Raw genomic sequence first — 13,850 nt, 5'->3', positions numbered from 1 at the left:
ATTGTTATAGTTTCGTAAATAGAAGGGGGAAAAGAGATGGTTCTTTTAAAAAAGGGGTTCGCCATATTGGCGGCATCATTCCTGGCAATCGGCCTTGCCGCCTGCTCAAATTCAAAAAATCCAGCAAGCGCTGATGGCAAAAAGGTGCTGACTGTGTCTGTCGAAGAAACGTATAAAGAATACATTGAAAGCATAAAAACAAAGTTCGAAAAAGAGAATGATGTCACAGTAAAAATTATTGAAAAGCAAATGTTCGAACAGTTGGAGGCGCTTCCCCTTGATGGCCCGGCGGGTAATGCGCCTGATGTTATGCTTGCTGCATATGACCGGATCGGCGGTTTGGGACAGCAAGGACATTTGCTTGACATTAAGCCATCTCATACAAAAAGCTTTGGTGATAAAGAAATGCAGCAGGTGACAGTTGACGGCAAAGTGTACGGAATGCCGCTAGTCATTGAGACACTTATTTTGTATTACAATAAAGATCTTTTAAAAACAGCGCCAAAAACATTTAAAGACCTTGAAAAGTTAACGGAAGATCCTCGATTCGCGTTTGCTTCGGAAAAAGGAAAATCAACCGGATTTTTAGCAAAATGGACTGACTTTTATATGTCGTACGGCTTATTGGCTGGATACGGCGGATATGTGTTTGGAAAAAACGGCACAGATTCCGGGGACATCGGCCTGAACAATAAAGGGGCTGTAGAAGCGGTGAAATATGCGGAGAAATGGTTTGAAACATATTGGCCGAAAGGAATGCAAGACAATTCAAGCGCAGACGACTTTATTCAGCAGATGTTTTTAGAAGGCAAAGCGGCTGCGATCATTGGCGGTCCTTGGTCAGCTGCCAACTATAAAGAGGCTAAATTGAACTACGGAGCGGCTCCCATTCCGACATTGCCAAATGGAGAAGAATACGCCCCTTTTGCTGGCGGGAAGGGCTGGGTTGCCTCGAAATATACAAAAGAGCCCGAGCTGGCTGAAAAATGGCTTGAGTATGCTGCAAATGATGCCAATGCTTTCGCTTTTTATGAGGATACAAACGAAGTTCCGGCCAACACGGCTGCAAGGAAGAAAGCCGATGAGCAAAAGAATGAACTGACGTCAGCTGTGATTAAACAATATGAAACAGCAACGCCGACTCCAAATATTCCGGAAATGGCTGAAGTATGGACAGGAGCGGAAAGTTTAATTTTTGATGCAGCTTCAGGAAAAAAATCGACACAAACATCAGCGAATGATGCTGTAAACGTCATAAAGGAAAATATTAAAGAAAAGTATGTGAAATAAAACGGCGGGATAGCGTCCGGAAGAATAGAGGGCGGAAAAATGAATAAACATCACACACTTGCAAAGCAAAAACGAAAGGCAGGGCTTTTATCGATCATTCCAGGACTTGGGCAGATTGCGAATCAGCAGTTGTCAAAGGGGCTCTTATTTCTTGCCATCACAGGCTTGTTTGCTTTTGAATTATGCGTTTTCGGTATACAGGCGCTAACCGGATTGATGACATTGGGAAGTGTTCCCGGTGAAGATCACTCGCTGTTTATGCTGATTGAAGGCACGCTGCAATTGATCGTGACAATGATTTTCCTCATGTTCTATATCTTTAATATTCATGATTCGCGTAAGACCGCCGCAATGAAAGCGGCGGGTTTGGAAGTCAATACAACAGTCAAGGATATGATCTGTCATGCGGGCGATAAAGGGTTTCCATATCTATTTACACTGCCGGCATATATCATGATGGTGTTTGTGATTATTTTTCCGGTTTTGGTGACTCTGTTTGTTGCATTAACAAACTATGATTTTTATCATATTCCGCCTAATCGTCTGATTGACTGGGTCGGGTTTAAAAATTTCTTGAATATTTTTTTCCTTGGCTCCTATCGTGAAACATTTGTGAATGTACTGGGCTGGACGGTTATCTGGACAATCTGTGCAACAACGCTGCAAATCATTTTAGGGATTGTGACGGCACTTTTCGTCAATCAGGATTTTATAAAAGGCAAGCGGATATTTCGAATGATTTTCTTATTTCCATGGGCTGTTCCGGCTTTTATTACAATCATGAGTTTTTCCAACATGTTTAACGACAGCATAGGAGCGGTGAATGCACAGGTGATTCCACTATTCAATCACCTGCCGTTTGTAGAGCTGCCTGCGATCGCGTGGAAGACCGATCCTTTCTGGACAAAGACAGCCCTCATTATGATTCAAACGTGGCTCGGCTTTCCATATATTTATGTCATGGTAACGGGAGTGCTTCAGGCGATTCCAGGTGAATTGTATGAAGCGGCAAAGATTGACGGGGCCACTTTTATTCAGCGTTTTCGGCATATCACATTTCCGATGATTTTATTTGCGACAGCACCCGTGATGATTACTCAGTATACGTTTAATTTCAATAATTTCTCGATCATCTATTTATTTAATGAGGGAGGGCCAGGCAGTGCGGGAGCCGGGGCCGGGTCGACCGATATCTTAATTTCGTGGATTTATAAACTGACAACAGGCACATCACCCCAATATTCCGTTGCGGCGGCTGTGACCCTGTTAATTTCTTTCATTGTCATTGGAATTTCACTGATTGCTTTCAAAAAATCGAATGCTTTTGGCAATGAGGAGGTTATGTAGGTGAACGCGAGCACTGCCAGAATGCTTAATAAAATCTGTACGTATTTCTTTTTGACGCTTTTAAGTATTGTCATTATATATCCGTTGCTGATTACGGCATCATCAGCCTTCCGTTTGGGGAATTCGGCGGCTTTTCAGCTCGATTTTTCGGGTTCTTGGACATTGGATCATTTTAAGCGGCTATTTGACGAAACACTTTATCTCAATTGGTACAGCAATACACTTGTCATCGCGCTATCGGTCATGGTTTTGCAGGTTACAATCGTGACACTTGCCGGGTACTCGTACAGCCGCTATCGGTTTGCAGGCAGAAAAAAGAGCCTGATATTCTTTTTAATCATTCAAATGGTGCCGACAATGGCGGCGCTGACTGCTTTTTATGTCTTGGCGATGCTAATAGGCGCACTCGATCAATACTGGTTTTTAACAGCGATCTATATCGGCGGCGGAATTCCGATGAACACGTGGCTGATGAAAGGTTATTTTGATACTGTGCCGAGAGAAATTGATGAAGCCGCGCGAATTGACGGAGCGGGACATCTAAGGATTTTCGCTTCAATTGTTCTGCCGCTTGTTAAGCCAATGCTCGCGGTACAAGCGCTTTGGGCGTTTATGGCACCGTTTGGCGACTATTTGCTGGCGAAATTTCTGCTTCGCTCACCGGAAAGGCTGACCATCGCTGTAGGATTACAATCCTTTATTTCTAATCCGCAGCAGCAAAAAGTAGCTCTATTTGCGGCTGGTGCCATCCTTGCCGCACTGCCGATATGCGTTCTATTCTTTTTTCTCCAAAAGAACTTTGTGTCCGGTTTGACAGCCGGCGGAACAAAGGGGTAATTCAATGAAGAATCTGGAGAATAAAAGCTTTATCATCCGCTGCCTGAAAGCGGCTGCATCTCCATCAGGTGTTTGCCGCTACGGGAATACCTTCAGCTGGCTGCAGCTCTCTTTTCTCTTTCTGTTTTTAACGGCCTGCTTAATGACGCCGTTAGCGGTTTCGTTTGTGAAAATGGATCGCTTCAGCGTTGCATCTTTCATGCCGTCAGCGATTCAAGGAGTTAATGATCAATTTGCTGATCAATTGCAGGGTTTTCAAATCAGGAACGGAAAACTAACAGGCGGGAAGAGCTCTGAGAGGATTGAAGATGGGCAGAATGTGATGGCGGTCGATATGAAGCATGAATATGATACGAGCGGTGAAAATGGGCGATTGAAAGTAACTGGATTTGAAAACGCCATCATATTTCAACCTGATCAACTGATGATCACCGATCAAAACGAAACGGGGTTTTCTGTTGGCTATGCGAAAATGGACGTTAAGCTCGAGAAGCCAAACGCCCATGATGTAGAGGTTTTGATCGATACATTATGGTTGGCACAGTATAAGCCGATGATCATGATGCTGGCATATGCGGTAATCTTTATGATCCAGCTTTTGTTAACGTTTGTTCTTGCCGGAGGCCTCTGGATCACAAAAATATCAAACATGGTCTCTATTGCATCATTCAAGGAAGCGGCCTCTATAGCGATTTGCGCCTCGGCACTGCCGGCATTTGCGGCAGCTGCTAGCGGCATGGTTCATTTTGATTTGATTACCGTATTGATGATCCATTCGTGTGGCGTTACTTTGATGATCTCTTTTGCATTTAGATATTTGACCAAAACCCGCCGTGATAATGGAAACTTACATTCGGGAGGAAATGATGATAAATCAGCGGTTATTTGAGATTGATGAATGGAAAATCAAAACAAATACATTTAATAAGGAGCATACACGTCTGCTGGAAAGCCTGACGTCTCTTGCCAATGGCTATATGGGGGTCAGAGGGAATTTTGAAGAAGGCTATTCAGGCGACAGTCACCAAGGCACATATATTGCAGGCGTGTGGTTCCCCGACAAAACGCGAGTAGGCTGGTGGAAAAACGGGTATCCAGAATATTTCGGAAAAGTGATCAATGCGATGAACTTTATGGGCATAGGCTTATATGTTGACGGTGAAAAAATCGATCTCCATCAAAACCCAATCGAATCATTTAAGGTAGAACTCAATATGAAAGAGGGGATTCTGCGGCGAAGCGCTGTTGTCCGCATTCAAGATAAAACCGTCAGAATCAGGTCAGAGCGGTTTCTTAGCCTGGCTGTAAAAGAACTCTGTGCGATTCATTATGAAGCGGAGTGCCTGACGGGAGATGCTGTCATTACGCTTGTTCCTTACCTGGATGGAAACGTGGCAAATGAAGATTCTAACTACCAAGAACAGTTTTGGCAGGAGGAAGCGAAAGGTGCTGATTCTCACAGCGGCCATTTAGCGGCAAAAACGATCGAAAATCCATTTGGAACACCGCGCTTCACGGTATTAGCCGCAATGGCAAACGAGACGGAGGGTTTTGTCCATGAAAGCTTTAAAACGACTGAAATGTATGTCGAGAATCGCTACAGTTATCAAACGAAGGCATCATTGAAAAAGTTTGTGATTGTCACGACTTCACGTGATTTTCGTGAGGAAGAGCTTTTATCGAAAGCCAAGGAGCTTTTGGCGGATGTGGTTGAGTACGGCTATGAAAACGCAAAACGGAGGCACACTGATCGATGGAAGGAAAGATGGGCAAAAGCGGACATTGAGATTAAAGGAGATGAGGAGCTACAACAAGGAATCCGCTACAATATCTTTCAGTTATTCTCGACATATTACGGGGGCGATGCCCGTTTGAATATCGGGCCGAAAGGATTTACTGGCGAGAAATATGGAGGTGCAGCATATTGGGATACTGAGGCGTACGCCGTTCCGATGTATTTGGCGACAGCCGAGCCGGAGGTGACGAAAAACCTGCTTTTGTATCGCTATCATCAGTTGGAGGCTGCCAAACGAAACGCGGCAAAATTGGGGATGAAGGGGGCACTTTATCCGATGGTGACGTTCACAGGTGATGAATGCCACAACGAATGGGAAATCACCTTTGAAGAAATTCACCGCAATGGCGCGATCTGTTATGCGATCTACAATTATATCAATTATACAGGCGACTGTGACTATATGGAAGAATACGGGATAGACGTACTTGTGGCAGTCAGCAGATTTTGGGCCGACCGTGTTCACTTCTCGAAACGAAAATACAAGTATATGATCCATGGCGTCACAGGGCCGAATGAATACGAAAACAACGTTAACAACAATTGGTATACGAATGTCATTGCGGCTTGGACGTTGGAGTATACTCTACAAAGTCTCGAAAGTATCTCAGCGGAGAAACGCCGCCTTCTGGATGTGCAGGAAGAAGAATTGAAAGTCTGGAGAGAAATCATCCAGCACATGTACTATCCGTATAGTGAAGAACTGCAAATTTTCGTTCAGCATGACACGTTCTTGGACAAAGATCTGCAAGCAGTTGATGAATTAGATCCAGCGGAGCGGCCTCTTTATCAGAAATGGTCATGGGACAAGATTCTCCGCTCCAATTTTATTAAGCAGGCAGATGTTCTCCAAGGCATTTATCTTTTTAATGACCGTTTTACAATAGAAGAAAAACGGCGAAACTTTGAATTTTATGAGCCGATGACTGTTCATGAATCAAGCCTATCGCCCTCTGTCCATGCAATTCTCGCAGCCGAACTCAAGCTGGAAAAGAAAGCGCTCGAATTATATAAGCGCACAGCAAGGCTTGATCTTGATAATTACAATCATGATACGGAAGAAGGCTTGCATATTACTTCAATGACGGGTAGCTGGCTGACAATCGTACATGGCTTTGCAGGCATGCGCACCGCGAATGAGACGCTGTCATTTGCTCCGTTTTTGCCGAAAGAATGGGACGAATATTCATTCAACATCAATTATCGAAACCGATTAATCAATGTGACGGTTGACGAAAAGCGCGTTATTTTTGAGCTTGTAAAAGGTGAGCCGCTGCACATGAACGTCTATGAGGAACCAATTGTCCTACAGGGACGATGTGAAAGGAGAACGCCTAATGAGTGAATGGTGGAAAGAAGCTGTCGTTTATCAAATTTACCCGCGCAGTTTTTATGATGCCAATGGAGATGGATTCGGGGATTTGCAAGGTGTGATTCAAAAGCTAGATTACATCAAAAACCTCGGGGCGGATGTCATCTGGCTCTCCCCGGTATTTGATTCCCCGCAGGATGACAACGGATATGATATCAGCGATTACAAAAACATGTACGAAAAGTTTGGGACAAATGAAGATATGTATCAGCTGATTGATGAAGTCCATAAACGCGGAATGAAAATCGTCATGGATTTGGTCGTGAACCACACGTCGGATGAGCATGCCTGGTTTGCTGAAAGCCGCAAGTCGAAGGACAATCCTTACCGGGATTATTATTTTTGGAAAGATCCTAAACCGGACGGCTCAGAGCCGAATAATTGGGGATCGATCTTTTCAGGCTCAGCGTGGACATACGATGAAGGAACAGGGCAGTATTATTTGCACTACTTTTCGAAAAAACAGCCTGATTTAAATTGGGAAAACGACGCCGTTCGCCGGGAAGTTTATGATGTAATGAGATTCTGGATGGATAGAGGCGTTGACGGCTGGCGGATGGATGTGATCGGCTCTATTTCTAAATACACCGATTTTCCGGACTACGAAACGAATCACAGCCGCAGCTATATTGTCGGCCGTTATCACTCTAACGGCCCACGTCTTCATGAGTTTATTCAAGAGATGAACAGGGAAGTGCTTTCTCATTACGACTGCATGACAGTCGGAGAGGCAAACGGCTCTGATATTGAAGAGGCGAAAAAGTACACAGATGCAAGCAGGCAAGAGCTGAATATGATCTTTACATTTGAACATATGGATATTGATACAGAACAAAACTCGCCAAATGGGAAATGGCAGATCAAGCCGTTTGATTTGATTGCTTTAAAAAAGACGATGACAAGGTGGCAGACCGGGTTAATGAATGTCGGCTGGAATACCCTTTATTTTGAGAACCATGACCAGCCGAGGGTTATTTCCCGGTGGGGCAATGACGGGAAGCTGCGTAAAGAATGTGCGAAGGCATTTGCAACGGTTCTGCACGGCATGAAAGGAACGCCGTTTATTTACCAGGGAGAAGAAATCGGCATGGTCAACAGCGATATGCCGCTGGAGATGTATGATGATCTTGAAATAAAGAATGCATATCGTGAACTAGTCGTCGAAAACAAAACGATGTCAGAAAAAGAGTTTGTCAAAGCCGTGATGATAAAAGGAAGGGATCATGCGAGAACACCTATGCAGTGGGATGCCGGAAAACATGCGGGATTCACAGCCGGAGACCCGTGGATACCGGTAAATTCCCGCTATCAAGATATCAATGTGAAAGAGTCCTTGAAAGATCAAGATTCGATTTTCTTTTACTATCAGAAGCTCATTCAATTACGAAAGCAATATAAGATTATGATATATGGCGATTATCAGCTGTTGCAGGAGAATGATCCGCAGGTCTTTTCTTACCTTCGAGAATATCAAGGGGAAAAGCTTCTTGTCGTTGTGAATTTATCGGAAGAAAAGGCTCTGTTCGAAGCGCCTCCAGAACTGATTCATGAGCGTTGGAAAGTGCTGATTTCAAACTATCCGCAGGAGCGGGCTGACTTAAAGAGTATTAGCCTCAAACCTTATGAAGCTGTGATGGGCATTAGTATATGAAAGCGGTCATTTTTGATTTAGACGGAGTGATAACAGATACGGCTGAATATCATTTTCTCGCTTGGAAGCACATCGCAGAACAAATCAATATCCCCTTTGACAGAGACATGAATGAAAGGCTAAAAGGAATCAGCAGAGAAGAGTCACTTGAAAGCATATTGATCTTTGGCGGTGCGGAAACAAAGTATACAAATGCGGAGAAACAAGAACTTATGCATCGGAAAAATCACGATTATCAAACGCTGATCGGCAAATTGACGCCGGAAGATCTTTTACCGGGGATTGGCAGGCTCCTATGTCGATTGAAAAACGAAAATATAAAAATCGGGTTAGCATCTTCAAGTCGCAATGCTCCTAAGATTTTAAGACGTTTGGCAATTATCGATGATTTTGATGCCATTGTTGATCCGACGACTCTTGCGAAGGGGAAGCCTGATCCTGACATCTTTTTAACAGCTGCAGCGATGCTCGATGTTTCCCCTGCTGATTGCGCGGCAATAGAAGACGCAGAAGCCGGCATTTCTGCAATCAAATCTGCGGGGATGTTTGCGGTTGGTGTCGGTCAAGGACAGCCGATGCTTGGTGCTGATCTAGTTGTGAGGCAGACGAATGATTTGACGCTTGAGCTGTTACATGAGGGATGGGAGCAGTATAGAATAAAAAGTGTTTAAGGGAGTCAATCCCTTGAAATGAAAAAACCTGCAAGAGACGCAGCTCTTGCAGGTTGTGTTATTACTTTTTGTCTTCTGTGTGAGTCAAAATTTTGTCAATCAGGCCATATTCAAGCGCTTCTTCAGCAGACTTGAAGTTATCACGGTCTGTGTCGCGTTCGATCACTTCAAGCGGCTGGCCAGTACGTTCAGCTAGGACTTTGTTTAATTTGTCACGAAGCAAGAGAATGCGTTTCGCGGCAATTTCAATTTCTGTCGCCTGACCTTGCGCACCGCCAAGTGGCTGGTGAATCATGACTTCACTGTTTGGAAGCGCATAGCGTTTGCCTTTTTCGCCGGCTGCAAGCAGGAACGCGCCCATTGACGCAGCCATACCGATACAAATTGTAGATACCTTCGGCTTAATAAACTGCATGGTATCATAGATCGCCATACCGGCTGTAATAGAGCCGCCCGGGCTGTTGATGTAAAGAGAAATTTCTTTTTCAGGGTCTTCTGCTGCTAAGAATAAAAGCTGTGACACGATGGAGTTCGCAACGTTGTCATCAATCGCAGATCCAAGCATGATGATACGATCCTTTAATAGACGAGAATAAATGTCATACGCTCTTTCCCCGCGGTTCGTTTGTTCAATGACTGTAGGTATTAAATTCATAATGCTCCTCCTTCACCTTTTAGGTAAGTATGTAGTTACATGATACATTTTTGGTCAATAAAGGTCAAACAAAAAGCTGGCCTGATATGCAAAGTCGTCTCTTTTTCCCATTTTCCCCAAAAATACAGGGGTTCAAACCATCGTATGTCAGATTGCCAATTAAGATGCTTTGTCTATTTAAAAAACGGCCTCTCGAAATAGAGGGTTGTTATTTGAATGGAATTATCGTATAATTAGTTGTGCTGACGTTCTCATAACGCAGTCATTCTGCGCTCGTAGCTCAGTTGGATAGAGCGGTGGTTTCCGGTACCACGTCTGTCGGGGGTTCGAATCCCTCCGAGCGCGTCCAATAGAACAACAGGAAAGACAAGGGTTTGGCGATTTGCCGCTCTTGTCTTTTTTGTGTGAAAAAAGAGGCATAGTAAACCTTCGAGTTTTGAAATAAACTTCAAATCAATCATTCCACGATTTGAACCACCATTTTTAAAAGAGGCATTTTGAATTTATTTATTTGTCTTATTGGCTTTGAATAACACTTAAAAAGAAATCCGGTTCTTACTGATACTTTACAAAAATATTGTTTACTTGTTGGAATCCAAAGAGACATTACACTTGTAAACAACTTTATTGTCAAAACAAGAAGAAAAAAATTCTTTTTACCCATTGCCTGTATTTATTTTGAGAATCTTCTCTCGGACAAAATTGGATAAGCGAGAATAGTTTTAAAATAAAAATTTATTTGCTCCCCCAGTTCTTCTCTATAAATTGAATCGCAGGCTGTAAGTTGGTATTGTTCGCAATTTCAATGACAGCGGGAACGACGGCAGGGTCCGTTTTGGAGAAGTTCGGAATCCGCGGATCTAACCGGAAAAAACGATCTCCCAGAAGATTCGCGCTGACCATGGATTCATAGTACCCATTACCGCCAGCAATCATCTGAAGAAATGGCAGTAAAGGTTCATTAGGCGACCTGTCCAAAAGAACTCCCCAATTTGGAGGAAGGTTCTTCAGATTTTCGGGGCGGATGTTATCTGCACTTACCATTCCCCATCCCTTCGTATCTCTTCTTAACCGGGTCGGGGCTTCACCTGTTCCGATGGACAATACCGCAATTTGATCCAATGGCACGTTGGCTTTACCAACTGCAAACGCGATACTGGCTGTACTAGGGTTCGTTGCTACTACATACCCATCCACATAGTTTTGATAGGCCCGTTGCGTCGCAGGAGCACCGCTACTCCGCAGTATGACATCACTCACTTTTTCATTTAAATAGGGAGAGCCGGGAAAATTGTGAAATAAGACAGGAGTCCAACGGTCCAGTTTTTGAGAGTATAATTTGAATGATGGGACAACAATTCGTTTTCTTAAATCTATAAGTTGAAGATCTTCCGGGAAAAAATTTCTTACCGCTTTAATAAAACCGGAATAGGGTAATTGTTGGTTGAAAACAGGTCCGCCTGGCCGGGAAATGCTGAATGCGGGCAGGATTTCATCCTCAAAATACTGAAGTGTTTCCCTCGGAGATCTTCCGCTTGCTAATGCAAGGGCAGTAAATGAACCGATTGAATTTCCCGAAAATACATGGGTTCGACTAATTAACTTCGGGTTTTGCCTAGCCAATCTGTTTAACAGTTGTAAACTTAAAGCACCTAAGGTACCGCCGCCGTCAAAGGTCATAATCCGATATTTTGCCAAAGCTGGTTTCTCCTTTCTAAATTAAAACTATCATTCAGTATATGTTTATCTAGAGTCTGTTGTATGGATGAATGAACATCTCTTGTCCTAATCATTCAATTTCATCATGCATTATCCCATTTTTATCTCACTTTTCTTTTTACTTCGATCGAATATTTACACGGAAAAAATCTGTACATGGCTCTAAAAACGATAAGAAAAAAGATTCTTGTTGGAGGGTTTGACAGGAAGATTGCTCAAAAGCTTATGAAAAAATTAGAATCAACTGGTTGAGAAAAAAGGCTGTTTAGCAGGCGAACATAAAAAGAGGAAAGACAAGAGGTTTGGCATTTTGCCGCTCTTGTCTTTTTTGTTTTGTTTCATAAATCTCTCCCGCTGGAACATAAATTTTCCTCCTACCGGGCACGTTATGGAATGTGTGCGATATTGAATTTGCGAGGAGGATGAACATGGGTATTTTAAGCGGAAATCCGCAGGATGAACCGATGCATTATGGTGAGGTATTCGGCTTATGGAGTTATGTGATGGCGGGCAATAAAATGGTCGGCAATTACCAAATGCTATTGAATCATGTCGGTGATGACGACCTGAAGAAGCTGCTTCGTGAGTCCATTGAGAAGTGCCAAGATGAAATCAAACAGGTCAGCACGATCCTGAAAGAAAACGGGGTGGCGCTGCCGCCGGCTTCTCCTGAACCGCCGACAGCAGATCTTAACGATATTCCGCCTGGCGCACGGTTTCTCGATCCGGATGTGGCGGCCTCCGCGGCAGCACAAAATGCCGCAGGTCTTGTGACATGCAGCAAAATGATGGGGCAATCGATTCGTGAGGATATTGCCATGATGTTTGGGCAATTTCATATGTCGAAAGCGGCAACCGGCGCAAAATACTTAAGGCTGCTAAAAAACAAAGGCTGGCTTATCCCGCCGCCGCTTCATCTTCAAAAACATCACGAAGCTTAATGGCAAAGGCATATACAGCTGTATATGCCTTGATTTTATGAAGATGACGTAAGACGCAGGCCGATGACGCCGGCTAGGATAAGGCAAAGTGAAATCACCTGTGAAAGCTGAAATCGCTCCTTAAACCAGATGAGCCCGACCGCCGAAACACCAATGCTTCCAATGCCAGTCCAGACGGCATATGCGACTCCGGCAGGCAGGACCATCATCGCTTGGGAAAGACAGTAAAAGGATAAGCCGAATCCAACAGTCATCACAATGATCGGCCATTTTTTTCTTGTTCCGTCTATATATTTCATGGCAATGGCAGCTATAATTTCTTCTATGCCGGCAATCACTAATAAAAACCATGCCATTATTGTTCACCTCCCGGCTGAGATTTGCTTTCTTTCGTAAATAATTTCATTCCTAAAATGCCAGCCAGCAATAAAGCTAAAAAGAACATTTGGGCTGCTGAGAAGGATTCGCCCAGAACAATTCCAGTCAGATATGTTCCGACGGTTCCGATTCCCACAAACACAGTGTACGCCGCGGCCATCGGGATTTTTTGATAAGAGCGGATCAACAGGATAAAGCTGACCGCGATTAAGATAAAAATGATGATCCAATCCAAAAGCGAATCAGCATGTTTGAGGGAAGAGGCCCAAACAACTTCTAAAAGCCCTGCAATAAAAACAAGAACCCAATTCAAATGAAACACCTCTCTAATTTATGAATGAACGTCAGTCATTTTTAGGGCGTTAAAAAATGAGCGGTGTTACCCAGTCATTTTTTAAGCAGTACCTAAACTTCGTTTTAAGAAAGTAAAGATTTCCTTTTTATACACTTCAACATTTTCATCTTGTTCAAATCCGATATAGAATCGTTCCGCAGTGTTCTCGACCAAGTTGATAATCGTTCTGGCCGTCCATTTTGAATTGATTTCTTCCGTTACCTCAAGGTTTGCAATGGCCTTGTTGATGATTTGTTCAAGCCAGGAATAATAAGGCTGATAGATCGTTTCCCATTTTTCCATGGAGTGGTCGATCGCAAGCCCGGAATAACAGAGGACAATAATATCCTTATGGCGTTCTGTAATGAGAAACGTCTCATCAATTAATATATCTAAAACGGTCCAAAAATCCTCGTCCCCATGCAGCCTATCTTTGATTTGATCAAGTGTATGGGTGAGGAGATTTTCTGCAATGGCCGGTATGAGGGCATTTTTAGATGAGAAATACAAATAGAATGTTCCTTGGGCAGTGCCGGCCTTTTTGACAATATCAGAAATAGAAGCCTTGTCGAGGCCTTTTTCAGAAATGACTTCTATGGCAGCCTGCAGAATTTTTTCATATTTGCCCGATGTTTGTTTTGGCATGAGGAACACCTCCAATAATGACTGACTCTCATTCATTTTATTGCGTGTATGTATGTTTGTAAAGAATAAAGAAGCAAGAAACCTCTTGCTTCAGCTTGTAGAGAAAACGGTGTTTTTTTCTACAAGCTTTTTTGTTTTGTGCTGTTTCTTTACATATTCATCTGATTTCAGGTGCAGAAAAAGCACTCCCACATGCCTAGCCTTGCTTGGCTAGG

13 protein-coding genes and 1 tRNA gene are annotated in these 13,850 nt (G+C 43.4%); 9 read left to right on the top strand and 5 right to left on the bottom strand.

Translation table 11 applies throughout. The features are described from left to right. Positions 1 to 36 precede the first annotated feature (36 nt). From mdxE to pgmB, 7 genes are read left to right on the top strand one after another with little or no spacing between them, the layout of a single operon-like run. Entirely contained in the window at positions 37 to 1,290 is a 1,254-nt protein-coding gene (mdxE, locus tag WA279_RS14495) for a maltodextrin ABC transporter substrate-binding protein MdxE (RefSeq protein ID WP_336155787.1), read from the top strand. Between the two features lie 39 nt (positions 1,291 to 1,329). Beyond that, positions 1,330 to 2,637, top strand: coding sequence for a maltodextrin ABC transporter permease MdxF (gene mdxF / locus WA279_RS14490; protein ID WP_336155786.1), 1,308 nt, complete (start codon positions 1,330 to 1,332; stop codon positions 2,635 to 2,637). Continuing rightward, complete coding sequence (mdxG, locus tag WA279_RS14485; RefSeq protein ID WP_336155785.1) at positions 2,638 to 3,474, top strand: maltodextrin ABC transporter permease MdxG; 837 nt, start codon at positions 2,638 to 2,640, stop codon at positions 3,472 to 3,474. 4 nt (positions 3,475 to 3,478) lie between these two features. Beyond that, on the top strand, positions 3,479 to 4,363 hold the full coding sequence (locus WA279_RS14480) for a DUF1189 domain-containing protein (RefSeq protein ID WP_327828557.1): 885 nt from the start codon (positions 3,479 to 3,481) through the stop codon (positions 4,361 to 4,363). After that, positions 4,341 to 6,614 carry a maltose phosphorylase gene (gene mdxK, locus WA279_RS14475; RefSeq protein WP_336155784.1) on the top strand — a complete coding sequence of 758 codons (2,274 nt, stop codon included), beginning with the start codon at positions 4,341 to 4,343 and terminating at the stop codon, positions 6,612 to 6,614. Before WA279_RS14480 ends, mdxK begins: the two co-directional genes overlap by 23 nt. Beyond that, a complete protein-coding gene (gene malL, locus WA279_RS14470) occupies positions 6,607 to 8,292 on the top strand; it encodes an oligo-1,6-glucosidase (protein WP_336155783.1) in 1,686 nt (561 codons plus the stop codon). Before mdxK ends, malL begins: the two co-directional genes overlap by 8 nt. Then, positions 8,289 to 8,963, top strand: coding sequence for a beta-phosphoglucomutase (gene pgmB, locus WA279_RS14465; RefSeq protein WP_336155782.1), 675 nt, complete (start codon positions 8,289 to 8,291; stop codon positions 8,961 to 8,963). Before malL ends, pgmB begins: the two co-directional genes overlap by 4 nt. A 61-nt stretch (positions 8,964 to 9,024) precedes the next feature. Here pgmB and clpP read toward each other — a convergent pair whose 3' ends face one another. Further along, positions 9,025 to 9,618 carry an ATP-dependent Clp endopeptidase proteolytic subunit ClpP gene (clpP, locus tag WA279_RS14460; RefSeq protein ID WP_003228214.1) on the bottom strand — a complete coding sequence of 198 codons (594 nt, stop codon included), beginning with the start codon at positions 9,616 to 9,618 and terminating at the stop codon, positions 9,025 to 9,027. A gap of 269 nt (positions 9,619 to 9,887) precedes the next feature. Here clpP and WA279_RS14455 point away from each other — a divergent pair. Beyond that, a tRNA-Arg gene (locus tag WA279_RS14455) sits at positions 9,888 to 9,963 on the top strand. 390 nt (positions 9,964 to 10,353) lie between these two features. On the opposite strand, the gene cotR is transcribed toward WA279_RS14455, so the two are convergent. Further along, on the bottom strand, positions 10,354 to 11,316 hold the full coding sequence (cotR, locus tag WA279_RS14450; protein WP_336155780.1) for a sporulation hydrolase CotR: 963 nt from the start codon (positions 11,314 to 11,316) through the stop codon (positions 10,354 to 10,356). Between the two features lie 449 nt (positions 11,317 to 11,765). On the opposite strand from cotR, the gene WA279_RS14445 reads away from it, so the two are divergent. Next, positions 11,766 to 12,278 carry a DUF3231 family protein gene (locus WA279_RS14445; RefSeq protein WP_014478056.1) on the top strand — a complete coding sequence of 171 codons (513 nt, stop codon included), beginning with the start codon at positions 11,766 to 11,768 and terminating at the stop codon, positions 12,276 to 12,278. 35 nt (positions 12,279 to 12,313) lie between these two features. Here WA279_RS14445 and WA279_RS14440 read toward each other — a convergent pair whose 3' ends face one another. From WA279_RS14440 to WA279_RS14430, 3 genes are all read right to left on the bottom strand, one after another. Further along, the gene (locus WA279_RS14440) at positions 12,314 to 12,634 is read right to left on the bottom strand and encodes a QacE family quaternary ammonium compound efflux SMR transporter (protein ID WP_021480661.1); all 321 of its coding nucleotides are present in this window, start codon (positions 12,632 to 12,634) and stop codon (positions 12,314 to 12,316) included. Continuing rightward, positions 12,634 to 12,969, bottom strand: a complete 336-nt coding sequence (locus WA279_RS14435) for an SMR family transporter (protein WP_014480966.1) — start codon at positions 12,967 to 12,969, stop codon at positions 12,634 to 12,636. The genes WA279_RS14440 and WA279_RS14435 overlap by 1 nt, the downstream gene beginning before the upstream one ends. Before the next feature lie 81 nt (positions 12,970 to 13,050). After that, the gene (locus WA279_RS14430; RefSeq protein ID WP_336155776.1) at positions 13,051 to 13,635 is read right to left on the bottom strand and encodes a TetR family transcriptional regulator; all 585 of its coding nucleotides are present in this window, start codon (positions 13,633 to 13,635) and stop codon (positions 13,051 to 13,053) included. Positions 13,636 to 13,850: the final 215 nt, after the last annotated feature.

Origin of the sequence: Bacillus sp. 204(2023) (assembly GCF_037027505.1) — a bacterium.
GTDB classification, from domain to species: Bacteria; Bacillota; Bacilli; order Bacillales; family Bacillaceae; genus Bacillus; species Bacillus subtilis.
The sequence above is the reverse complement of the archived record's forward strand: the minus strand, read 5'-3'. Positions and strand labels throughout refer to the sequence as shown.